Here is a 24,327-nt window from a genome sequence, read left to right as displayed (position 1 = left end):
GGTGACTCCGTTATTTCGCTAACCCGAAGGAACGCGCTTGCTCACGGTAGTTCTCAACTTCTTTTTTCACGTAAGCGTCCAGTTCTGGGCCCGATAAGTTGTATTCAAACAAGCCACGTAATTCACGCTGCTTTTTAAATTCGTCGGTTTGTTGTAATTTTTGGAAGGCTTCAACCCATTGATTGTAATCCGCATCGGATACTTTGGGTCCCATGTAGAATCCGCGAATGATTGGCCAAACTATGTCATAGCCTTGCTCTTTAGCGGTTGGGATATTAGCGAGCCCATCCGGTAGGCGTTTATCCGCATATACCGCTAGGATGCGGATTTTTCCGTCACTGATATAGGGGGTCATTTCACTGATATCACCGGAGATCACTTGGATGTGGTTGCCTAACAGGGCTGTCAGTGTTTCGCCACCGCCTTCGAAAGCAACATAGCGCATTTTTCGTGGGTCTAAATCGATCGCTTTGGCGAGCAACGCCGTTTTCATCCAATCTTGGCTACCGATGGAGCCACCAGCACCGAAGACAATGCTGTTTGGATCTTTTTTGAAGGCGTCCATCAGTTCGCCTAAGGTTTTATAAGGGGAGTCTGCACGCACGGCAATCATGCCATAGTCACTGCCAACACTCGCTAGCCAGCGAACATCATTTTCGTTGTAACGACCAAATTTACCTTGTGCAAGGTTGAGTAAGGATCCACCAGAGAATGCGACGATGGTTCCCGGCTCAGCTGGGCGTTGAGCCACAATGGCATTGTAGGCAACGGCACCAATTCCACCTGGCATGTATGTCACACGCATCGGTTTTTCGATTTCTTTGGTTTCCAGCATGGAGACTTGAACGAGTTTACAGGTTAAGTCAAAGCCACCGCCAGGTTTGGCTGGGGCAATACATTCGGTTCTTTCGGGTAACGCCATTGCTTGGTTAACGCCAACTAAAAAAATTGCTGCAGCTAAGGTATTGATTGTGAAATTCTTCATGCTTCATTCCTCACTAGACAATAATTAAGTTACTTGGTTATTGTTGGTTATGTCGTTATGGATCTACCGTTGTAGATGAATATGTTTTTGTAGATAAATAACTGTGGGCGATGTTTGCTCGCCACTCATCATTGTATTGAGAACCTTTCATTTACCTTTCATTAACAAATAAAATTATTTTTATGTGATACATATCAGATTGTTTTATATTTACGCCTCTTAAATTTGTTAATTTAATGTTAATTTCTATCTGTGGCAGCAGGTTAACGAAGGATTGTTGTGATAGCTTCGGTAAAAATCATGTTTAACACTTTTCATTCATCCGAGAGAGTGCCAACTTATACGCATAAATAATCATAATGAGTGGGCGACTAATGAGAATGTTATTGGTTGAAGATCATGACGAGTTGTCACTGTGGTTACAGAAAGCCTTAACGGCATCGGGATTTGCTGTGGACATCGCCAGTGATGGTTACATCGCCGATCAGCTATTACAAACCGAGAATTACTCGTTGGTGGTCTTGGATGTTTCATTACCACGAATGAGTGGCTTAGATGTATTAGCCCAGATGCGCAAGCGGCATCAAGAAACGCCTGTTCTGCTATTAACGGCGAATTCAGATGTGGCCGACCGTGTGAAAGGGCTGAATGCAGGGGCGGATGATTACCTGACTAAACCTTTTGATATCGCGGAATTAGAGGCTCGAGTACGGGCGCTGTTGCGCCGTAGTCACGGGAATGTGAATAGCGACCAGTGTTTTGGTGATCTCTGTTTTCATGATGACGGTTATTTTTCACTGAAGGCGGAGCCATTAGGTTTAACCCCGCGAGAATACGCGGTATTGAATATGCTTTTTCATCGTAGAGGGCGACCTGTTTCAAAAACACAATTATTTGAACAGGTATTTTCGCTGTCCGATGAAGCCAATTTACAAAGTATTGAATTGTATGTGCATCGGGTTCGCAAAAAACTCGCGGGTTCAGATATCAATATCAATACTTTACGCGGATTGGGATACCGATTAGAGCAGTGTAGTGTATGAAATTAGTCTCTCATCCACGCTCTCTCTTTCATCAGTTGCTGCTGTTTTTCGGTATCCCCCTCATTTTGTTGGGAAGTTTCTCCGTTTATACCCACTATTACAGCGCTAAAAACGCCGCTAACCTCGCCTATGACCGGACATTACTGGCGTCGGCGAGAACGGTGGCGGAGCGATTACAAGTTGTGGATGAACATCTTTCCGTGAATGTGCCTTACGTGGTACTTGATAGCTTTGAACTGAACAATAATGACCGTCTGTTTTATCAAGTCATCGCTCCTCATGGGGAGACCATTTCTGGCTATGATGACCTACCGCCAATCCCCCCTTACTGGATGCGCTCTCAACATTACACGGCCTTAGTCTACTTTTATGATGCGGAATATATGGGGCTTCCCATTCGCGTAGCGACCTTTTTCCAACCGATTAATGAAGGTGGGATCCAAGGCATGGTGGAGATCCGCGTCGCTGAAACGGTGTATGCTCGGCAAGATTTTGCCAATCAATTGCTGATCTCGGCGTTGATGAGCCAAGGTACTGTGGTGGTTGTGACGCTGATATTGGCGTATTTGCTATTACGTAAGTTATTAACACCGTTGAAAAAACTTTCTAATCTTATGTTGGGTCGTGCCGCGAATGACCTAACTCCAATCCCGAATGTGTTGCCATGGTCAGAACTTTCGCCTCTGGTGGATGCATTGAACCGCTATGTGGAGCGATTAAGGCGTATGTTAAAACGCCAAGAGCGTTTCAGTGCAGACGCTTCCCATCAATTAAAAACCCCGTTAGCCGTATTAAAAACTCAAGTTTCGGTGGCTCTTAATAGCTATGATGAGCAACAGAAACAGCAAAGTTTGCAGGCGATTAATAAAACTTTGGATAACACCATTGTATTAACTGATCGGTTATTGCAGCTTGCCCGTTTAAAAGAACACGAAAAAGAGGCGATCAGGCTTTATCGTGCAGTTAATTTGGTCGAAATTGTTCAGCAAGTCTGTTTTACCCGCTTAGGGCAATCCGAAAGTAAGCAGATTGATTTAGGCTATGAGGGGCTAGAACATTGTTGGGTGAAAGGGGATGCTATTTTGCTGGCGGAAATGTGCGCGAACTTAATCGATAATGCGATTAAATATACCCCAGAGAAGGGGGTTGTCACGGTACGTATTATTGCAGATGAAAGTCATAAGTCGATGACCAAGTTGGAAATTGAAGACTCAGGGCCCGGTATTGAAAATAAATATATTCACCGCTCATTAAAAGCCTTCATGCGCTTGAATAATGCCAAAGGGCTGGAAGGTTCAGGGCTGGGCTTGGCGCTTGTGAAAGATATCGCCAGTTATCACGGCTCAGAATTACAGCTGTTAAAGAGTGAGCATCTCGGTGGGCTGTTGGTGCGTATTACGTTGAAAGCGAGCCGGGCGCCGAAGAAAGCTTAGTGGGTACTCTGTTATTACCTAGTTGCACCTAAAAACGGTCATTATCTAATTTGCACACCTTTTTAGGTGCAGTTTAGTCTGTGTAATTGGCGAAAATAAACAAAACCCCATAACCTTGAAGTAGATTTATGGGGCTTTTAATCAATCGACCTATTAATATGACTTACTGACAAGTATCTTCTTCTAACGCTTTTTTCTTGCGGGAAAATACTTGAGTGAGCGGGGTACGCAGCTGTTGAGCTAACATCACACCGAGTAACACGATACCGCCCCCAATTAAGTGGTAACTCTTTAACTCTTCCCCAAGGGTGAATACCGCGATAATGGCAGTAAATACCGGCGCGAGGTTCATAAAGATAGAGGTGGTATTGGCGCCTAAACGCAGTACACCTTGGATCCACATTGCTGGAGCCAGAATCGATGCGGCAATCCCTGCGAATAAAACTAACCCGATATTATTGCTGTTAAGGCTCACATCATCCGCCATCAAGAAGTTTGGAATTAATAATAAAACCCCAAAGAAGACTTGTACGTACAGTGAATCCCAACTCGATAGCTGAATAGACCAACGCTTAGTTAATACCCCGTACAGGGCATAAGCGGCGGAAGCGACGATCATCAGCAATTCGCCTTGACCCAGTCCATTATCAAGTAATGAACTTGGGTTCCCTTGGCTGACTAACCAAGCCAATCCAAACAGAGACAGAACGGAACCAACAACAATCCCAACGGTTGGGATCACCCTCAAAACAAAAATACTGATCACCACAGTTAATAGCGGAATAAATGAGTTCATAACACCCATAAATGTCGCGCTTACCGTATGTGCGGCATAGTAAGCTAAACTTTGATACAGCATCATCCCCAAAGCACCTAAGATGGCCAGTTGCCACCAATGTTGTTTAACCACTTTGGCATTGCGCAGTACCGAGCGCAGAACAAAGGGGGTCATGACTAAAAATGCCAGAGCCCAGCGATAAAATGAAATAGCAGCAGGGTCAATTGCCGTTGCAGCGGCTTTGTTGACGATGGCATTTATGGACCATAATAAAACCGCGGTCAGCGGAAACAGGAAATATTTCATTAACAACGTTCTCCCTAATCAGTCACAGGAGTATACATCTGTCCGAAATATTATATATACTGATATTCAGACAATCGATAACGCTTTTCAGACAGCCTATGAATAATTTAAAAAGTGATGTTCTGCAAATTAACGAATGCAATATTATTGAGCCTGAATTTATTGCCTTGCGTCATGAACAAATCAACCAGCAAACCGAATACAAATCCCACTCCCATACCTTTGGCCAGTTGTTGTATGTGGTTTGCGGAATTATGGAAATGGAAGTGGAAGGTAAGCATTATATGGCGCCGCCAGAGTTTTGCATCTGGATCCCTGCCAATACCCAACATGCAAGTTTTAATAAGCAGAGTGTTAAATTTCGGATTATTGATTTTGCCCAAGCCTATACGCCGAGACTTGCGAGTAGGGCCTGTGTTGTACGATTAAGCTCCATTTTCCATACGATCATGACGGATATGTATCAACGGGGAATTGTGCAGCCCGAAACCGAGCAAGATATTCGTTTGGGGGAAGTGCTGATTGACCAATTTGCTATTTCACCGTGCCAAGATACCTATTTACCTACCAGCAAAGATAAATTGTTAGCACCGATTTTAGCGGAGTTACAGCAAGATCCTGCGGATAATACAACGCTTGCCCAGTGGGCAAAGCGGGCTTATACCTCGGAGCGAACGTTATCTCGCCGTTGCCAACAAGAATTAGGCATGTCATTCAGCGAGTGGCGTCAGCGACTGCGTTACTTGCATGCAGTGGCAGGGCTGGATAAAGGTAAAAGTGTTCACGAAGTTGCTTTGGATGTGGGGTACAGTTCGGCGTCTGCATTTATTGCAATGTTCCAACAAATATCAGGGGTCACTCCAGACCGGTTTCGGATGAAAGAGCTGACCCCATAGCAGCAGAAAAATCAATATACATAATCGTATTTGATATTAGCGTGGTAGTTGTACACGCTATCTTTCCCGCCTTGTTCATCTTTAATTAATGTGGTGATATTTTTTTCCGCGTCGGTGCATCTTCCGAACGTATTCCAGCTTTTACAGGCCGTCACGGTTGTTTCAGTGGTAAAAAATTCTTCAATAGTTTTTTCGGTTAACAGTCTGTCATCATCATAGGTAAACTCTTTGACGGTTGAGTCAGACTGCATGCGAGTTAAGCGATTTTTCGCATCATAGTGGAAGGCTGTTTTCACACTATCATTTTCTAGTGTACTGACTCGGTTAGATTCAGATAATCGACCCTTATCATCCGTTAAAAAGTGCGTCACTGCTCTTGTTAACATGCGCTCTTTATCGAGGGTTGTTGTATAAGAGGAATCTTTGGCTTCGGTTATTTTTCCATTCTGATCAGTGAAAAACTTCCCGTTCATTTTTTGCTGCAAGATGGTTTTTTCAACATTATCTTGATTAATAACAGACAGTTTAAATGCGTATTTGTAGTCCCAACTGTGACCATTTTTTTTCATGCTCATATCAATGGATTTGACGGTCACGCTGTCGTGGATACTGAATTTGATAACTTCATGACCCGTTAACTCGATTAAGGCTCCACAATCATCAAACTTCGTTTGAACCGTATTGTTAATATAATCATCTTGGCTGGTGGTGTGTAAATTCATCTCTTTTAACGAGTCGTTAAATGGGCGCTCTTGGGCAAAGATGAAATTATTAAAGTTGTTGGCGGCAATGGTGTCCGCCGAGCAGTTTTGCTCGCCAGCATAGGCATAAAACGAGCACATTAGGGGGAGCGACAGTAATACTTTTTTCACAATCAATATGCCTTTCAAAATAAACGCCTTCCTGAAAAATGAATAGTTTTTAATGTGGTTTTGCTGATTAAACATGAAATCGTTCAGATTAGGTAGTCAGACTCATCTGTAAGTTTGTTTAATAAAAAGAAAAATTAAATGTCACCGATTAGACTATTAATTTCAACCAAAAGCATTGTTATGTAAATGATTCAGCCTATCGACGATTTGGAGTATAGTGTGGCAGCCAAATCGGGCATGACACACATTCTATTGGGACGAATTCCGTGAAAATTTTGGTTGATGAAAACATGCCATATGCTCAAACACTATTTAGTGAGCTAGGCGAAGTTAAAGCAGTACCAGGGCGCCCAGTGCCAGAACAGGAACTGACTGATGCAGATGCATTAATGGTGCGCTCAATTACCAAAGTAAATAAATCATTACTGAGCAATACGCCAGTAAAATTCGTCGGTACGGCAACAGCAGGGTTTGACCATGTTGATACCCAGTGGCTTGCCGAGGCCAATATTGGATTTTCTTCAGCGCCGGGGTGCAATGCCATTGCTGTCGTTGAGTATGTTTTTTCTGCATTACTGATGCTGGCGGAACGCGATAACTTTGATTTGCGCGATAAAACCGTGGGGATAGTGGGTGTTGGTAATGTGGGAGGGCGTTTGTATAAACGTCTGCAAGCGTGGGGCGTGAATACCGTATTATGTGACCCTCCTCGAGCAGATAAAGGTGACCAAGAAGTTTTTGTTCCATTCGATTCGCTACTGGAGCAGGCTGACATTTTAACCTTCCATACGCCGCTCAATATGGAGGGCGAATATTCGACTTTCCACTTAATGGATGAGTCTCGACTAGCCAATCTACGTGACGGCACCATTTTGGTGAATGCAAGTCGTGGTGAAGTGGTGGACAACCAAGCGCTATTACAGTTGCTTGAGCAAGGTAAACCGCTGAGTGTGGTATTGGATGTGTGGGAGCCTGAGCCTGATCTGGATACAGAATTACTGGCGTATGTGGATATCGGTACACCGCATATTGCAGGCTATACTTTAGAAGGTAAAGCACGAGGAACAACCCAAGTCTTTGAAGCTTATTGCGAATTCCTAGGTAAGCCTACTAATGTATCTCTGGCATCGCTGTTACCGAAACCGGATATCGACTGCATTAATTTCAATGGTAAATTAACGCAAAGCCAGCTCAAAAGATTAGTGCATCTCGTGTATGATGTGCGCCGTGATGATGCATCACTGCGCGCAGTGGCTGGCATTCCCGGTGAGTTCGATAAATTACGTAAACACTACCAAGAACGCCGTGAATGGTCATCGTTAACAGTTCAATGCGATAGCCAAGAGACAGTCCAGTTACTGAGCGAATTAGGCTTTAACGCAAAAATTTAATAACAGATTCTTTTAGGTGAAATAAGTGACTAATCACAGCTTGTTTCACTTTGATTTTTTAGAGGAAAAACCATGACAGAAGGTTGGAATATTGCATTACTCGGGGCAACCGGCGCAGTGGGCGAAGGCATTCTTTCCCTGCTTCAAGAAAGAGAGTTTCCCGTTGGTGAGCTTTATTTATTAGCCAGTGAGCGCAGTGCAGGGGAGAGCATTCGTTTCAACGGTAAAAGCTATCAAGTGCAAGATGTCGCGGATTTCGATTGGTCGCAGGCACAAATTGCCTTTTTCGCTGCAGGTGAAGAAGCCGCGGCACAGTATGCGGAATTAGCAGCACAAGAAGGCTGCATTGTGATTGATAACAGCGGTGTTTTTGCGTTAGACCCTGATGTACCGTTAGTGGTACCGGGCGTTAACCCGCAAGTATTAGCGGATTATCGTAATCGCAATATTATTTCGGTGGCAGACAGTTATGTTAGCCAGCTATTAACGTCTATCAAACCATTAGTGGACGCGGCTGGTGTAGGGCGCATTACTCTGACCAATATGCTGTCGATGTCAGCGTACGGTAAAGCCGCCGTTGATGAATTAGCAGGTCAAAGCGCACGTTTATTGAATGGTATCCCTGCGGAAGAAGGGCGTTTTACTAAGCAATTAGCCTTTAACATGCTGCCATTATTAGCGGATGCTGAAGGCAGTGTTGTGCAAGAACGCCGTTTAGTTGAGCAAGTTCGTAAAGTGCTGCAAGACGACGGTTTGCCAGTCTCCGTAAGCTTTATTCAGTCACCTGTATTTTATGGTAATGCGCAAGTGGTGCATTTAGAAACACTACGCCCAGTTAGCGCAGAAGAAGCGAGCGAAGAATTTGAACGTTTTGATGATATTCAGGTCTCAGAAGAGGGTGATTATCCAACTCAAGTGACTGACGCATCAGGTAATGATTTCTTAAGCATTGGCTGTATTCGTAACGATTATGGTATACCGGAAATTTTACAGTTCTGGTCAGTGGCGGATAACGTTCGTTTTGGTGGTGCGTTAATGGCGGTTGAGACAGCAGAAAAACTGGCTCAGGAGCTGTATTACTAATGTCGGAGTCCCCAAAGTTGTATCGCATTGCCCTCGGAATTGAGTATAACGGTAGCCGTTATTATGGTTGGCAACGCCAGCAAGAAGTGAAAAGTGTACAGGGTTGCCTTGAGGTTGCCCTGTCTAAAATTGCCGCGGAACCAATCACTGTCAATTGTGCAGGACGTACGGATGCAGGTGTTCATGCGACTGGGCAGGTGGTACATTTTGAAACTTCAGCAAACCGCAAAGAGGCTGCCTGGACGATGGGGGCAAATACCCATCTTCCTGAAGATATTGCGGTTCGCTGGTGTAAACCTGTGGGTGATGAGTTTCATGCGCGTTTTAGTGCAACCGCACGTCGATATCGTTATGTGATTTTTAATCACCGTTATCGACCTGCAATTTTATCGAATGGTGTCACGCACTTTCATTTTCCACTTGATGAAAAACGTATGCACCAAGCGGCACAAGCATTGTTGGGGGAGCGTGATTTTACCTCATTCCGTGCGGTGCAATGTCAGTCAAAAAGCCCTTGGCGTAATGTGATGCACGTTAATGTAACGCGTCACGGAAACTATGTGGTTGTGGATATTAAAGCCAATGCGTTTGTACACCATATGGTGAGAAATATTGTTGGCAGTTTGTTGGAGATAGGCTGTGGTAATCAAGACATTGATTGGATGGCACATCTTCTAGAATTAAAAGATAGAACGAAAGCGGCGGCGACAGCCAAAGCGGAAGGACTGTATTTAGTGAGCGTGGATTATCCTGAAAAATTTGACCTACCACAGAATGTGATGGGGCCTCTATTTCTTGCGGATGAGCTGCTGTAAAGGTCGTTAATATAAATCTCCACATGAGGAACCCCATGGAGTTTATCAGTTTTATCATTGATTTTATTTTACATATTGATGTGCATCTTGCGGAATTGGTCGCCGAATATGGTGTTTGGGTTTACGGAATTTTATTCCTGATCCTATTCTGTGAGACGGGGCTGGTGGTTACGCCTTTCCTTCCCGGGGATTCATTATTATTTGTCGCGGGTGCGTTAGCAGCATTGCCAAGTAATGATTTAAACGTACACGTCATGGTATTGTTGATGATTATTGCGGCAATTATTGGTGATGCAGTGAACTACACCATTGGACGTATCTTTGGTGAAAAACTGTTTAAAAACCCAGATTCAAAAATTTTCCGTCGTAGCTATTTAGATAAAACCCATCAGTTTTATGAAAAACATGGCGGAAAAGCAATTATCTTGGCGCGTTTTGTGCCTATCGTGAGAACCTTTGCACCTTTCGTTGCGGGTATGGGTAAAATGTCTTACCGTCATTTTGCCTTTTATAATGTGGCAGGTGCGTTATTATGGGTGTTACTCTTTACCTATGCAGGGTATTTATTCGGTGATCTACCGATAGTACAAAAGAATTTGAAATTACTGATAGTCGCGATTATCTTTATTTCGATTCTGCCGGGTGTCATTGAAATTATTCGCCACCGTCGAGCTGCTGCAAAAGAAAAAAATGCAGTGGCAAAAGAAAATAGTGTGGTGACGCAAAAAAACGATAACCAATAATCGGTTTGAAAAAAGTTTTTATCTACAGTGAGATATCATTGTGGTTTAATGGCAAAAAATAACATACTGATAGATGCTTCTTATATAACCACCATCTGAAATTCAGGGGCGGTATTATTTGAAGTGTCGTCAGAGTGCAATCAGACAAAAAGGTCCATTAATGAGCTGGATTGAGAAAATTTTAAAAAAAGGTACTTCAACCCCATCCCATAAAGCAAACATCCCTGAAGGTGTTTGGACTAAATGTGATAGCTGTGGGCAAGTCCTCTACGGTGCTGAGCTTGAGCGTAACCTACAAGTGTGTCCAAAATGTGACCACCATATGCGAATTCATGCTCGCCAACGCCTTGAATCTTTCCTTGATGAAAACTCAACAACGGAATTAGGTAGCGAATTGGAGCCAAAAGATGTGCTCAAATTCCGCGACTCTAAAAAATACAAAGACAGAATTAGCTCAGCCCAGAAAGAGACGGGTGAAAAAGATGCTATCGTCGTGATGAAAGGTACGCTCAAAGAGATGCCTGTTGTTGCCGCTGCATTTGAATTCTCCTTTATGGGTGGTTCAATGGCATCGGTTGTGGGGGCACGTTTTGTCCGTGCTGTAGAACAAGCTTTGGAAGATAACTGTCCATTAGTTTGCTTCTCATCCAGTGGTGGTGCGCGTATGCAAGAAGCGCTTCTGTCTCTGATGCAAATGGCAAAAACCAGCGCTGCACTGGCGAAAATGCAAGAACGTGGCTTACCGTACATTTCTGTACTGACTGACCCGACCATGGGTGGTGTTTCTGCAAGTTTAGCAATGTTGGGTGATATCAACGTGGCTGAGCCTAAAGCACTGATTGGCTTCGCGGGTCCTCGCGTAATCGAACAAACTGTTCGTGAAAAATTACCTCAAGGTTTCCAACGCAGTGAATTTCTGCTGGAAAAAGGGGCTATTGACATGATCGTGCGTCGTCAAGATATGCGTGATCGTCTGGCGGATGTCCTAGCGATGTTAACCAATCAACCAAGTCTGAACACCGCGCCAGCGCTGGTTGTTGAAGTGGTTGATGTGGAAATTGACCTTGCTGACGCTGTCGATGGTGCAGATAAAGCAAAAGGCGCTAAACATAAAAAAGATGATGAGTAATCCAATCATTCCTACAGCCAAGTCTCCATTGGAGGCTTGGCTCTCTTATCTCACTGACCTGCATAGCCAAAATATTGATATGGGGTTGGAACGAGTAGGGCAAGCAGCCCGTCAAATGCATCTCACTCAACCTGCTCCTCGCGTCATCACTGTCACCGGCACAAACGGTAAAGGTACAACCTGCCATACACTTGAGTCTATTTTGATGGCTGCGGGTTTGAAAGTAGGGGTCTACAGTTCCCCACATTTAGTGCGTTACACGGAACGCGTCCGAATCCAAGGTAAAGAGCTTACTGAAAGTGAGTTTTGCCAAGCATTTGCGACTATCGAAGCGCAGCGTGGAAATATTTCATTAACCTACTTTGAATATGGCACCTTAGCTGCACTACAATTATTTAAGCAAGCTGAGTTAGATATTGTGATCCTTGAAGTAGGGTTAGGCGGTCGCCTTGATGCAACTAATGTCGTGGATGCGGATATCGCGGCAATCACCAGTATTGCGCTTGATCATACCGATTGGCTAGGTTCTGACCGTGAGCATATTGGTCATGAGAAAGCGGGTATTTTCCGCCAAGGTCATTATGGTGTGGTGGGTGAGCCTGATATGCCAGCCTCTATAGGCGCTTATGCAGACAAAATTGGCACCATGCTGTTTCGTCGTGGCAAGGATTGGGATTACCAAGAGCAGGGGCAACATTGGTCTTGGGAAAGTTCTCAACGTTCGTGGGACAATTTACCGTTACCGAATGTGCCGTTGGCTAATGCAGCAACTGCGATGGGGGTGATCAGATGCTTGATGGAGATTGATGCCCAGTTAGCGCAGAAAATCACTGACCAAGCTATCCACCAAGGTTTAAGTACTGCTCAGTTATCGGGACGTTTTCAGATCATTGGAGAACATCCGTTAATGATCTTGGATGTAGCCCATAACCCTCATGCTGCAGGCTATTTAGTCTCCAAACTCGCACAATTACCGGTGACAGAAGGTCGTCGAGTTCGTGCTGTGGTGGGAATGCTAGGGGATAAAGATATTCAAGGGACATTAACCTGTTTATCCCAACAAGTAACTGACTGGTATCTCGCGCCGCTAAGAGAGTTTCGTGGTGCAGATGTGACTGAGCTTAGTCAGCATGTTGACGGTGCCCATGAGTTTGATTCCGTGGAAGCAGCTTGGCAACAAGCATGTGCGGATGCGCGACCACAAGATGTGATTGTGGTGTGTGGGTCATTCCATACCGTGGCTCATGTCATGATGTTATTAGAGAAAGCAGAAGGATAAAGCCAGTGGCTAGTAAATTCCAAAATCGTCTTGCTGGCGCCATTGTGTTAGTCGCCGCAGGGGTCATCGTATTGCCCGCATTATTGGATGGCGATAAGAAATACAATGAAAATGAATTTGCGGCCATTCCGATTATTCCCAAACCGGGTGATGAAGAAGATATTGAGTCAATTGCACCAATTACACACAGTGCATCGACCGCGTCTTCGGAAGGAACTTCTGAAGCGATGTTATCGGAAGCTATTACTGAGCAAAAGCAAAGTGAGCAGCCTCCTGTAGCCGCAAACAGTGCAAATCAAAGCAGTACAAATCAAAGTAATAACAGCCAAAACGTGGCGAATCAAAATGGAAGTGCCATTCCAACTAATGTCACTCCAGAAAAACCACGAGTAGAACCGAAACCGAAACCGGAGCCTAAGCCAGAACCAAAACCTGAGCCTAAGCCTAAGGTGGAACCAAAGCCAGAACCTAAACCTGAACCGAAACAAGAACCTCAAGGTAAAGCGTATGTGGTGCAAGTGATTGCCCTCAATAATGCCAGCAAGGTTGAAGAAATTGTGGCGAAGTTAAGACTGTCTGGGTATCAGGTTTATACGGTGCCAGCGCAACCGGTGAACAACAAATTAACGCGTATTTATGTGGGACCAGAAGCATCAAGGCAGAAGCTTGAATCGGCTTTACCTGAATTGAACGCAATTACCGGTACAAAAGGGATAATCCAAGCCTTTAAACCTTAAATTGATATTCAGTTATCCCTAAAAAATAAGGGTATTTAGTAACTTACTGCGGCGATTATGATTTTTTCTTTTCGCCGCTGATTTTTTTAAATTCAATGAAAAATGGTTACGCAAACGTTTTCGTTTTCTGTTAGAATGCATTCGCCGCTGACGTGAATGCGAATTTTGGAATGAAATATGGTCTGGATTGATTACACAATTATCGCCATTATTGGCTTCTCGGCACTGGTAAGCCTGATCCGTGGATTTGTACGTGAGGCATTATCGTTAATCACTTGGGGTTGTGCGTTCTTCGTAGCAAGTACGTTTTACCCTTATTTAGCGAGTTACTTTACGAACTTTGAGGATATTTTAGTTCGTAATGGTATTGCGATTGCAGCGCTGTTTATCGCGACATTGATTGTCGGTGCAGTGGTGAACTATGTGATTAGCTCATTAGTACAAAAAACCGGATTATCGGGTACAGATCGTGTACTGGGGATCTGCTTCGGTGCGTTGCGTGGGGTATTAATTGTATCGGCGCTGTTGTTCTTTCTCGATACATTTACACCGCTTCCTCAAAGTGAGGATTGGCATCGTTCACAGCTTATTCCGCAGTTCAGTCATATTATTAGGTGGTTCTTTGACTACCTGCAAAATGCGTCAAGTTTCCTACCGGAGAATATCTCTCCGTCTGGCTGATGAGGAAAGACTAAATGTGCGGTATTGTCGGTATCGCCGGTGTTTCACCGGTAAACCAATCAATTTATGATGCGTTAACGGTGCTGCAGCATCGTGGGCAAGATGCAGCGGGTATTGCGACTATTGATGGTAAAAACAATATCCGTTTGCGTAAAGCAAATGGTTTAGTAAAAGACGTCTTTGAAACGCGCCACATGCTGCGTCTTCAAGGCTCAATGGGTATTGGACATGTGCGTTACCCAACTGCGGGTAGTTCCAGCGCATCCGAAGCCCAGCCTTTTTACGTTAACTCTCCTTTTGGTATCACCCTTGCACATAATGGTAACCTGACAAATGCTCACGAACTCGCTCGGAGTCTATTTGAAACAGCACGTCGCCATGTGAATACCACGTCAGACTCCGAAATTCTTCTAAACGTATTAGCATACGAATTAGATAAGTTTGATCATTTTCCTCTCGAACCCGACAACATTTTTAGTGCCGTAGCATCAATGCACAAAAAAATCCGTGGCGCTTATGCTTGTGTGGCACTGATTATTGGTCATGGCATGGTGGCATTCCGTGATCCTCATGGTATTCGCCCATTAGTCCTTGGTCGCCGTATTTTAGCGACTGGCGAACATGAGTATATGGTTGCCTCTGAAAGTGTGGCACTCGATACTTTAGGCTTCGAATTCCTGCGTGATGTTGCGCCAGGCGAAGCGGTGTATGTTACTGAGGATGGCAAATTATTTACCCGCCAATGTGCAGAGAACCCGCAGCTGACGCCGTGTATTTTTGAATATGTTTATTTTGCTCGCCAAGATTCGTTTATCGATAAAATCTCGGTGTATAACGCAAGATTGCGTATGGGGCAAAAATTGGGCGCGAAAATTGCTCGCGAATGGGAAGACTTGCATATTGATGTGGTGATCCCAATCCCTGAAACCTCATGCGATATCGCGTTAGAAATCGCCCATATCCTAGATAAACCGTATCGCCAAGGTTTTGTGAAAAACCGCTATGTGGGCCGTACTTTTATCATGCCGGGGCAACAAGAACGTCGTAAATCTGTGCGCCGAAAACTGAATGCTAACCGTGCAGAGTTTCGCGATAAAAACGTTCTGCTGGTGGATGACTCTATTGTGCGCGGTACCACATCAGAACAGATCGTTGAATTGGCTCGTGAAGCGGGTGCAAAGAATGTCTACTTTGCTTCAGCCGCACCAGAAGTTCGCTTCCCTAACGTATACGGCATTGATATGCCAAATGCCAATGAGCTGATTGCACATGGCCGAGAAGTGGATGAAATCCGTAAACTGATTGGCGCAGATGGCCTAATTTTCCAAGATCTTAGCGACCTCATTGATGCGGTTCGTGAAGAAAATCCTGAAATCAACGAATTTGAATGTTCCGTATTTGATGGTATCTACGTGACCAAAGATATTGACCAGACCTATTTAGATTATCTAGAAAATCTGCGTAAAGATGATGAGTTGAAGTTGAAAGATCAGAGTGATGTTGAGGATTTAGAAATTTACAACGAAGGCTAAATTTTCGGGGATCCTCGTCATACTTCACGCTGTAGCGTTGTTGGCTGCATTAGCTAACCCTAGTCACATACTTATGTATGCTCCTAGGGCTTAGCTAACTTGCCGCCTAGCTACAACATGAATTATTTAGAGGATTAAATGTGGTTTAAATCTAAAACTAAGCTGAAAATGAAGTTAGTCTGAATTACCCTCTGCTCGTATTGTTTTTCTTGATGCCCACTTATTTTCAGTGAGTAAAGTTTTGCTCTATATTTTTACTATCCTGACCTCTACACTTCGCCTCTCACTCACTACTTCCACCTATTTGGTATATAATGCAGGAAATTACGTGAATTGGGGTTGAACATGAAAAAACTTATCATTGGGTTAACGGGTGCGAGTGGGGCGATCTACGGTATTCGATTGCTGGAAGTGCTTAAACCTGTGAAAGATGTGGAAACCCACCTAGTGATGAGTGCAGCTGCGCGTCAGACATTAGCACTGGAAACAGAATTCAGTGTTAAAGATGTGCAACAGCTTGCAGACCATGTTTACGATAGCCGCGATATCGCCGCTGCCATCTCCTCAGGCTCTTTTCGTACCGCAGGTATGGTTATCATGCCGTGTACCATGAAAACCCTTTCTGGCATCGTTCACAGCTATACAGACACGTTAGTCACCCGTGCCGCAGATGTCGTTTTAAAAGAAGGGAAAAAATTGGTGCTGGGTGTGCGTGAAACACCGCTGCATATTGGCCATTTGAAATTGATGGTACAAGCCGCAGAAATGGGAGCGGTGATTATGCCCCCAATGCCTGCGTTTTATCACCAGCCTCAATCGATTCAAGATATTGTTAACCAGACCGTTAACCGCGTTCTTGACCAATTTGATATCGAGCTTGAACAAGATTTATTTACCCGTTGGCAGGGCGCTAAATAGTGCCTGTTTTTAAAATAATCATGATTTTGGTGCTAACAAATCTTCAAGTGCAATTCTCAGCTCAATAAATTCAAATTCAAAGCCAGCCTCTTCTAAACGTTTAGGTATGGCTTGTTGTCCACCAAGTAATAATGTCGCGGATTCCCCAAGTACACCCCTGACTGCAAATGCTGGGGTGCGGATAAAGGAAGGGCGGTTGGTAACATCCCCCATCATGGCGGCAAATTGATCATTATGGACAGGGTAAGGCGAGGTCATATTAAATGGGCCGGAGAGGGTTGGCGTCTCCATTAGGAATAAAATCGCCTTCACCATATCGTTAATATGGATCCACGGCATAAATTGTTTTCCGTGACCAATCGGTCCACCAGCACCCATTTTAAAAATAGGCAGAATTTTAGCGAGCAAACCGCCGTTAGGGGATAAAACTAATCCAGTACGTAGTAAACAAACTCGGGTTTTATCCGATTGCGCTTCTTGGGCGATAGCTTCCCAGTGAGCAGCTAGTTGATGGGTAAATTCATCATGAGGTTGATCTTCTTCCGTCACGACCGATTGACCTTGGTCGCCATAGTAACCAACAGCAGAACCTGACAGGAATACGCTCGGTGGGTTTTGACTGGCTTTGATTAAATTCGTCAATTGTTGCGTGATTTTCCAGCGACTATCACAAAGGATCTGTTTTTGTGCTGCCGTCCAACGTTTTTCTGCGATAGGTTCACCAGCAAGGTTGATGACCACATCAAAGCCATCAAGAGAGGTTTTATCTTGAAGGGTTGTCCAGCATTCAACGGCTTTACAAAATAAACTGTATACTTTTTGTGGTGAACGGCTTAACACGGTGACCTGATGTGAATGCATCACTAACGTTTGAACTAGTTGGGTACCAATTAACCCTGTTCCGCCTGTTATTAGAATTCTCATTTTTTATCCCCCTATTTAAAGCGCTATCACACTCTAAATAATCCAATTTTTACCACCCTGTAAAGATAACTATAGCATTTGCAAATGGGAATTGTTGGGTTTCAGTTAACGCTTCACAAAAAAGAATTTTGTACTGTATCTTAAAGAGATGCATTGATTTTTGTGATGGAAAGCAAGGTCAAATTTGGTTAGGATCCCTTGCAACATATATGCGAAAAGAATACCTTGTATCAAAGTATTTTGGTGGGCAAGCTAAATAAGGTTTTCAGGATGGAACAACAGACCGAATTCGTCGAATGGGTAGATATCGTTGACGAAGATAATAATGTAATAGCGCAAGCAACTCGTAGCCAAATGCGTGCAGAAAACTTACGCCACCGTGCGACCTATATCGTGGTGCACGATGGTATGGGTAAAATTCTGGTGCAACGAAGAACAGACATTAAAGATTTCTACCCAGGGCTTTTGGACGCAACGGCGGGCGGTGTCGTGATGCAAGATGAACAGATCCTTGAATCAGCTAAGCGCGAAGCTGAAGAAGAATTGGGGATTGCTGGCGTTCCGTTTGCAGAGCATGGCACTTTCTACTATGAAAATGAAATTTGCCGTGTGTGGGGTGGATTATTTAGTTGTGTGAGCCACGGTCCTTTTGCTTTGCAAGAAAGTGAAGTCGCGGAAGTAAGTTGGTTGACACCTAAGGAAATTACCGCTCGTTGCGATGAGTTCACGCCAGATTCACTCAAAGCGCTGTCATTATGGTTAACACGTAATAATGAAGCGGATAAGGCGATTAGTTGTTCAAACCCAGAGTAAATGCGAGTATTGAAATTAGGACTACCTTGGTAGTCCTTTTGTATTTTTATGATTTATAAAATTTAGGTCCTTTGATTTTATTGGACAGTGGATATTGATGAAGTTTATCGGCGTAGGAGGTATTAATCTCGATGATTTTCTCATGTTGAGCATTAACTAAACACGCTTGCCGAGACATTGTTTTTTCAATGAGATTAAAAAACTTTTTCTTATTTTCTGTTATATAAAGCCCTTTATTAGGTTCAAGGAACTTGAATATAACTTTATCGTTAATATGTTTAATAGTGATCCCCATGGCATGATTTTTAGTAATAAAATCACAAATGGTATCCTTTTGTTGCTGTAGCCGATTATTAATACGCTGTTTGAATTGCTCGAAGGTTATATAATTTTGTGGATTTAATTTTATATTATTATCAATAGTCGTATAGGTATCATACTTTATATTATATTGGCTATTTTTTTGTATTATTTTTTGTTTGATGATTTTTTTCTGGTGATTTTTAACCAGCTCAAAAAATGGTTTAATGTCGTTCAGTGATAAGTCATTTTTTACAAGGTTAGAACATTTTTTCTTAATTTCTCGAGCAGTTAGTTTTATTAAATGACATTCAAAGTGGCTTTTACCTTTTAATATATCCTCCCTGGCGTTTGCGGATGTGGAATATGCATAAGAATATAGCTGATGTAATGCTTTTTTAAAGTTGATAGCATCATCTTCTTTTATATTATCGAGTAACAATGCGCTATTTTTAAAAAAGATTTCACTGATGGAAATAAGCATATTTTTTTGTTTTAATTCACTGCTATCATTTGAAAAATCAAACTTTTTCATGGCGTTGTCAATGTGAAGGGCATAGTCAACTGATGCTTGTTTATAAATAATTTGACAGAAAGCATCATTTAAAAAAGTGCGATAGTGACGAGTGTTTTCTTTGTGGTTATGTGCTTTTTTTAATGCGTATGCCAGATTTTTTATATATTTCGTTTCATCATTTGCATGGGCATAAAATAAGAAAGCATGTGTTAATCCATAACAGACACCTTTTTCGGCTTCTTGGATATTCTTAATGCCAATTATATTGCGGGAAAACTCATTCTCAGCGGTGTTTTTAAAATGGTCTGTTAATTTTATCTGTTCAAACTTAATACGGACTCTTTGGGGGAGAATCATAATTAACCTCAATATTTTTGTGAAAATATAGAAGTTAATGATATGAAATGGGAGGGATATCATTTTCATATAGCGATGAAAAAACAAAGGCCAACCCATTTCTGGATTGACCTTTTAACTCAATACTTAATAACTAAGATTATGCGTTTTCGTTTTGTACCGCTTGAATCGCGGTCAGTGCAACGGTGTAAACAATATCGTCTACCAGTGCACCACGGGATAAGTCGTTAACGGGTTTACGCATACCTTGCAGCATTGGACCGATAGAGACTAAGTCAGCAGAACGTTGTACTGCTTTATAGGTAGTATTACCGGTGTTCAAGTCTGGGAAGATAAACACAGTTGCTTTACCTGCAACCGGTGAGTTTGGCGCTTTAGATTTAGCCACATCTGCCATTACTGCAGCATCGTACTGTAACGGACCGTCGATCATCAGGTCAGGGCGTTTTTCTTGCGCTAAACGTGTTGCTTCACGCACTTTCTCAACATCGCTACCCGCACCGGAATTACCCGTTGAGTAAGAGATCATCGCAACGCGAGGCTCGATACCAAAGGCTTTTGCTGAATCCGCAGATTGAATTGCGATTTCAGACAGTTGCTCTGCCGTTGGATCTGGGTTAATCGCACAGTCACCATAAACAAACACTTGCTCTGGCAGCAGCATAAAGAATACAGAAGAAACTAATGAGCTACCTGGCGCAGTTTTGATTAACTGTAGTGGTGGGCGGATGGTGTTTGCGGTGGTATGAACCGCGCCAGAGACCAGACCATCCACTTCGCCTTTTTCCAGCATCAATGTGCCCAGAACAACGTTATCTTCCAATTGTTCCCGAGCAACCACTTCGGTCATGCCCTTGCTCTTACGCAGTTCGACTAAGCGTGCAACATATTCTTCGCGAACTTTAATTGGGTCAACGATTTCGATGCCAGCGCCTAATTCGATACCCTGAGATGCTGCAACACGGCGGATATCATCAGGATTACCTAACAATACGCAGGTCGCGATACCACGTTCAGCACAAATCGATGCTGCTTTAACGGTACGTGGTTCATCACCTTCTGGCAGGACGATACGTTTGCCTGCTTTACGAGCCAGTTCAGTTAACTGGTAACGGAACGCCGGAGGAGACAGACGGTTAGGACGCTCAGAATCAGCAACCAGAGATTCAATCCAGTTACTGCTAATGTGGCGAGCCACATAGTTTTGAATTTTCTCGATACGCTCATGGTCATCAGCAGGTACTTCAAGGCTGAAGCTTTGCAGATTCAGTGAAGTTTGCCATGTGTTGCTGTTCACCATAAACACAGGTAAGCCAGTTTCGAATGCTTGTTCACAAAGTTTGCGAATAGGTGCATCGATATCATAACCGCCTGTTAATAAGATAGCACCGATTTCTACGCCGTTCATTGCTGCTAAAGAGGCAGATACCAGTACGTCAGGGCGATCCGCTGAGGTCACTAATAATGAACCTGGGCGGAAATGTTCTAGCATGTGTGGAATGCTACGTGCGCAGAAAGTGACGGATTTAACGCGGCGAGTATTGATTTCACCTTCGTTAACGACTTTTGCATTTAAGTGTTTTGCCATGTCGATTGCACGGGTGGCAATCAGGTCAAAGTTCCAAGGAATTGACGCTAATACTGGCAGATTTAAACACTCCAGCGCTTTGGCATCGATATTTGCCACAGTCGCTTTGGTTGAATCATCAAAGATTTCAGACAGGTCAGGGCGAGTACGACCTTGTTCATCAACGGGTGCGTTAACTTTGTTAACGATAACCCCGATGATGCTTTCATTACGTTGGCCACCAAATTCGTTACGAACCAGCTCTAAACGCTCTTGCATTTGCTGGATTGAGCTATTGCCCGGTGCAGTAACAAATACAATTTCAGCACCTAGGGTTTTAGCAATTTCGTAGTTCAGTGATTGAGCAAAAGAGTGCTTGCGAGTTGGGACTAAACCTTCGATCAGGATCACTTCTGCATCTTTAGTGTGGTCGTGGTAGCGCGCCACGATCTCTTCCATCAGAATATCTTTCTTCGATGAAGTCAGTAGAGACTCAACATATTCCATTGTTAAAGGCTCAACAATGGTTGTGATGCTGGAGTGAGAACGTAAAACTTCGGTAGTTTGGTCTTTATTACCGGAAACGCGTGGTTGTGCGATAGGTTTAAACACGCTCAGCTGGACACCTTTTTGTTCCATTGAGCGGACGACACCCAGACTAACGCTGGTTAAACCAACGCTGGTGCCAGTAGGAATTAGCATAATTGTACGGGACACAGGAACCTCGTTTTTTGGTTACTCTAAAGCAGTACCGCCAGCATAAGGCTGGCGGCAAGAAAGTCTTTATGCTGTTAAGCGTGCAGCATCTTGGGCAATCACCAGCTCTTCATTGGTTGGAATAACCAGTGCCGGGCGGCTGTTGTCGGTGGTGATAACACCTTCTTTACCGAAACGTGCTGCTAAGTTGCGCTCATGGTCATATTCGAAACCAAGAATTGCCAGTTTCTTCAGCGTGATTTCACGCACTTGTGCAGAGTTTTCACCGATACCACCAGTGAAGATGATTGCATCAAGACGACCTTCCATCAGCGCGCTGTACGCACCAACATATTTTGCTAAACGGTGGCAGAACACATCCATTGCACGGGTTGCATCCGCTTTGGTGCCGTAGTTATCTTCAACATAACGGCAGTCGCTAGTCACGCCAGTTAAGCCCAGTAAGCCAGATTCTTTGGTCAGCATCTTGTTGATTTGATCAACGCTCATGCCTAATGAATCATGTAAGTGGAAAATAATCGCAGGGTCGATATCGCCGCTACGAGTACCCATGACTAAGCCTTCTAATGGAGTTAAACCCATTGATGTATCAACACATTTACCGTTAACGATAGCAGATACTGAACCACCATTACCTAAATGGCAAGTGATAACGTTCAGTTCATCAACTGGCTTGTTCAGTTTTTTCGCGGCTTCACGAGAAACGTAGAAATGGCTAGTACCGTGCGCACCATAACGACGGATGCTGTGCTCGGAATATAATTCGTATGGCAGTGCATACAGGTAAGCTTCTTCAGGCATGGTCTGATGGAACGCTGTATCGAATACTGCTACGTTTTTGGTGATCAGATGAGGGAATGATTTTCTCGCCTCTTCAATACCAATAAGGTGAGCTGGGTTATGTAAAGGCGCGAATGGGATTGCCGCTTTAATACCCGCGATAACTTCGTCGTCAATAACAACAGAAGAAGTAAATTTCTCGCCACCATGAACAATACGGTGACCAATAGAGGAAATTTGTGCTGACAATTCAGGCTTCGCAGCAAGAATCGTATTTACGATGAAGTTCAGTGCTTCGCTATGCGCAGCGCCTGCACCTAAAGGTGCCTCATGTTTTTCACCGTCCATTTTCCATTTAATGCGAGCTTCAGGCAAATTAAAACATTCAGCTAAACCTGATAGAAATTCATCTCCATTAGTCGGATCGATGATTGCAAATTTCAGTGAGGAGCTACCGCAGTTTAAAACCAGTACCAGCTTACTTGACATGGAAATACCTATCTTAGTTGATGTTGTGAAGCCCGTTATGAGGACACACAGACTTAGTTGAAAAATGTAATTCGCTAGAGCCTAGCGCATTTATATCCGACCAATTCATGATTGATATCATGATATGTGCAAAAAAGTACATGGGTCGATGATTTTACAGGGTTTTCTCGCGCAAACGTTACGTGATGCTGTTAAATAACTGTGAAAAATAAGTCACAGTATCGTGTTGAAATAACGCGCAGAACCCCAATATATCACTGTTGTTTACTTATTAAAGAGAACTATTAAGTAACATAGTTCGGCAGTAATTCTAATTACGGTCGATTCTACTAAAACTATTTTATATTTTATACGTTTTTTTTAAAAATAGGGCGTTTGGTTGATTAAAATCATAAATGCCATATAAAGTGTAGTTATAGCGGTGAGTTACGTATTCAAGAGAATAGCGGGTTTCATTTAAGTTAGCTTAGTTAAAGCTAAATTTGTGAAAATTAACTTAAAAACTGAGTGTGCGTTCACGCTCAATTTGACGTAAGCTAGCCATAGATTGATATTGTTTTTGTGATGACATCCAGAAATGAATAGCAGTAGAAAATGAATGGCAGTAGAAAATTAATAGTAGTAGGAAATTAATTGATGAGCACAATGCAGAGTACCCCTCCGGGTTTTTTCAAACGCTTCAGATTAGGAAATCACTATCTGAAGGTTTTCCCTATGGAAAAAAAGCTAACGCCACTGTTTCCTGAACTACGTATCAATAAAGCGATTCGGTTTGGGATCCGCTTTATGCCGCCCATTGCGATATTTACGCTGGCTTGGCAAATTGCGTTAGGTGGGCAGTTAGGTCCCGCTGTCGCGACGGCATTATTTGCCTGCAGCTTGCCAATGCAAGGGTTATGGTGGTTAGGTAAGCGTGCCGTTACACCATTACCGGCAGGGTTATTAAGCTGGTTCTATGAAATTCGCGATAAATTTACCGAAGCGGGAATCGCGATGGCACCCGTTGAGCAGCAGCCTGACTATATGGCGCTAGCCGAACTTTTGAAAAAAGCGTTCAATCAGTTAGATCATACCTTTATGGAAGATATCTAAACGGTTCATTGAACCTTATTTAGCATTCGATTTGATAACAAACCGTTATTTAACAGTAATTAACGCAAAATAACTGTTTAGATCAATAAAAGTGATATTTAATCTGTGCATTATCAACATTGAATGCGAAGATTGCAGAAAATTATCTAC

The 24,327-nt window shown here is 43.3% G+C and carries 22 protein-coding genes; 15 read left to right on the top strand and 7 right to left on the bottom strand.

Annotated features, from left to right (window positions below; genetic code table 11):
- Positions 1–10: 10 nt before the first annotated feature.
- Positions 11–985: a Bug family tripartite tricarboxylate transporter substrate binding protein gene (locus ACY3ZI_RS12965; protein ID WP_036952664.1), complete on the bottom strand. Its 975-nt coding sequence runs from the start codon at positions 983–985 to the stop codon at positions 11–13.
- 374 nt (positions 986–1,359) lie between these two features.
- On the opposite strand from ACY3ZI_RS12965, the gene tctD reads away from it, so the two are divergent.
- Positions 1,360–2,028, top strand: coding sequence for a transcriptional regulator TctD (gene tctD / locus ACY3ZI_RS12960; protein WP_211886089.1), 669 nt, complete (start codon positions 1,360–1,362; stop codon positions 2,026–2,028).
- Positions 2,025–3,461 carry a sensor histidine kinase gene (locus ACY3ZI_RS12955; RefSeq protein ID WP_487375300.1) on the top strand — a complete coding sequence of 479 codons (1,437 nt, stop codon included), beginning with the start codon at positions 2,025–2,027 and terminating at the stop codon, positions 3,459–3,461. The genes tctD and ACY3ZI_RS12955 overlap by 4 nt, the downstream gene beginning before the upstream one ends.
- Before the next feature lie 163 nt (positions 3,462–3,624).
- Here ACY3ZI_RS12955 and ACY3ZI_RS12950 read toward each other — a convergent pair whose 3' ends face one another.
- On the bottom strand, positions 3,625–4,545 hold the full coding sequence (locus ACY3ZI_RS12950; RefSeq protein ID WP_211886086.1) for a DMT family transporter: 921 nt from the start codon (positions 4,543–4,545) through the stop codon (positions 3,625–3,627).
- Positions 4,546–4,643: 98 nt separating this feature from the next.
- Here ACY3ZI_RS12950 and ACY3ZI_RS12945 point away from each other — a divergent pair, with 98 nt between their 5' ends.
- The gene (locus tag ACY3ZI_RS12945) at positions 4,644–5,441 is read left to right on the top strand and encodes an AraC family transcriptional regulator (RefSeq protein ID WP_211886084.1); all 798 of its coding nucleotides are present in this window, start codon (positions 4,644–4,646) and stop codon (positions 5,439–5,441) included.
- Between the two features lie 11 nt (positions 5,442–5,452).
- Here the strand turns inward: ACY3ZI_RS12945 and ACY3ZI_RS12940 are convergent, their stop codons facing one another.
- Positions 5,453–6,313 carry a hypothetical protein gene (locus ACY3ZI_RS12940; RefSeq protein ID WP_487375299.1) on the bottom strand — a complete coding sequence of 287 codons (861 nt, stop codon included), beginning with the start codon at positions 6,311–6,313 and terminating at the stop codon, positions 5,453–5,455.
- Between the two features lie 266 nt (positions 6,314–6,579).
- On the opposite strand from ACY3ZI_RS12940, the gene pdxB reads away from it, so the two are divergent.
- The 10 genes from pdxB (at position 6,580) to ACY3ZI_RS12890 (ending at position 16,621) form a co-directional block, all read left to right on the top strand.
- Positions 6,580–7,704 carry a 4-phosphoerythronate dehydrogenase PdxB gene (gene pdxB, locus ACY3ZI_RS12935; protein WP_211886073.1) on the top strand — a complete coding sequence of 375 codons (1,125 nt, stop codon included), beginning with the start codon at positions 6,580–6,582 and terminating at the stop codon, positions 7,702–7,704.
- 72 nt (positions 7,705–7,776) lie between these two features.
- The gene (locus ACY3ZI_RS12930; RefSeq protein ID WP_211886071.1) at positions 7,777–8,787 is read left to right on the top strand and encodes an aspartate-semialdehyde dehydrogenase; all 1,011 of its coding nucleotides are present in this window, start codon (positions 7,777–7,779) and stop codon (positions 8,785–8,787) included.
- A complete protein-coding gene (truA, locus tag ACY3ZI_RS12925; protein ID WP_487375298.1) occupies positions 8,787–9,602 on the top strand; it encodes a tRNA pseudouridine(38-40) synthase TruA in 816 nt (271 codons plus the stop codon). Before ACY3ZI_RS12930 ends, truA begins: the two co-directional genes overlap by 1 nt.
- 35 nt (positions 9,603–9,637) lie before the next feature.
- On the top strand, positions 9,638–10,345 hold the full coding sequence (locus ACY3ZI_RS12920) for a DedA family protein (protein ID WP_132495464.1): 708 nt from the start codon (positions 9,638–9,640) through the stop codon (positions 10,343–10,345).
- Positions 10,346–10,505: 160 nt separating this feature from the next.
- Positions 10,506–11,474, top strand: coding sequence for an acetyl-CoA carboxylase, carboxyltransferase subunit beta (accD, locus tag ACY3ZI_RS12915; RefSeq protein WP_108478580.1), 969 nt, complete (start codon positions 10,506–10,508; stop codon positions 11,472–11,474).
- Positions 11,467–12,753: a bifunctional tetrahydrofolate synthase/dihydrofolate synthase gene (folC, locus tag ACY3ZI_RS12910; protein WP_487377538.1), complete on the top strand. Its 1,287-nt coding sequence runs from the start codon at positions 11,467–11,469 to the stop codon at positions 12,751–12,753. The genes accD and folC overlap by 8 nt, the downstream gene beginning before the upstream one ends.
- A gap of 5 nt (positions 12,754–12,758) precedes the next feature.
- Positions 12,759–13,490 (top strand): cell division protein DedD, encoded by a 732-nt coding sequence (dedD, locus tag ACY3ZI_RS12905; protein ID WP_487375297.1) that lies wholly within the window; start codon positions 12,759–12,761, stop codon positions 13,488–13,490.
- Positions 13,491–13,667: 177 nt separating this feature from the next.
- Positions 13,668–14,171 carry a colicin V production protein gene (cvpA, locus tag ACY3ZI_RS12900; RefSeq protein WP_006660265.1) on the top strand — a complete coding sequence of 168 codons (504 nt, stop codon included), beginning with the start codon at positions 13,668–13,670 and terminating at the stop codon, positions 14,169–14,171.
- A gap of 14 nt (positions 14,172–14,185) precedes the next feature.
- Positions 14,186–15,703: an amidophosphoribosyltransferase gene (gene purF / locus ACY3ZI_RS12895; RefSeq protein ID WP_154602886.1), complete on the top strand. Its 1,518-nt coding sequence runs from the start codon at positions 14,186–14,188 to the stop codon at positions 15,701–15,703.
- A gap of 345 nt (positions 15,704–16,048) precedes the next feature.
- Positions 16,049–16,621 (top strand): UbiX family flavin prenyltransferase, encoded by a 573-nt coding sequence (locus tag ACY3ZI_RS12890; RefSeq protein WP_036952700.1) that lies wholly within the window; start codon positions 16,049–16,051, stop codon positions 16,619–16,621.
- Between the two features lie 18 nt (positions 16,622–16,639).
- Here the strand turns inward: ACY3ZI_RS12890 and ACY3ZI_RS12885 are convergent, their stop codons facing one another.
- On the bottom strand, positions 16,640–17,545 hold the full coding sequence (locus ACY3ZI_RS12885; protein WP_036952702.1) for a TIGR01777 family oxidoreductase: 906 nt from the start codon (positions 17,543–17,545) through the stop codon (positions 16,640–16,642).
- Positions 17,546–17,815: 270 nt separating this feature from the next.
- On the opposite strand from ACY3ZI_RS12885, the gene yfcD reads away from it, so the two are divergent.
- Positions 17,816–18,358 (top strand): NUDIX hydrolase YfcD, encoded by a 543-nt coding sequence (gene yfcD, locus ACY3ZI_RS12880; RefSeq protein WP_036952704.1) that lies wholly within the window; start codon positions 17,816–17,818, stop codon positions 18,356–18,358.
- Positions 18,359–18,404: 46 nt separating this feature from the next.
- On the opposite strand, the gene ACY3ZI_RS12875 is transcribed toward yfcD, so the two are convergent.
- From ACY3ZI_RS12875 to ackA, 3 genes are all read right to left on the bottom strand, one after another.
- Positions 18,405–19,532: a hypothetical protein gene (locus ACY3ZI_RS12875; RefSeq protein ID WP_249215409.1), complete on the bottom strand. Its 1,128-nt coding sequence runs from the start codon at positions 19,530–19,532 to the stop codon at positions 18,405–18,407.
- Positions 19,533–19,671: 139 nt separating this feature from the next.
- Positions 19,672–21,801 (bottom strand): phosphate acetyltransferase, encoded by a 2,130-nt coding sequence (pta, locus tag ACY3ZI_RS12870; RefSeq protein WP_154600249.1) that lies wholly within the window; start codon positions 21,799–21,801, stop codon positions 19,672–19,674.
- Positions 21,802–21,882: 81 nt separating this feature from the next.
- Positions 21,883–23,085: an acetate kinase gene (ackA, locus tag ACY3ZI_RS12865; RefSeq protein ID WP_036952711.1), complete on the bottom strand. Its 1,203-nt coding sequence runs from the start codon at positions 23,083–23,085 to the stop codon at positions 21,883–21,885.
- 636 nt (positions 23,086–23,721) lie between these two features.
- On the opposite strand from ackA, the gene yfbV reads away from it, so the two are divergent.
- On the top strand, positions 23,722–24,177 hold the full coding sequence (yfbV, locus tag ACY3ZI_RS12860) for a terminus macrodomain insulation protein YfbV (protein WP_036952713.1): 456 nt from the start codon (positions 23,722–23,724) through the stop codon (positions 24,175–24,177).
- Positions 24,178–24,327: the final 150 nt, after the last annotated feature.

This window comes from Providencia sp. LY12 (genome assembly GCF_057621555.1).
This window is presented reverse-complemented; position numbering and strand designations above follow the sequence as displayed.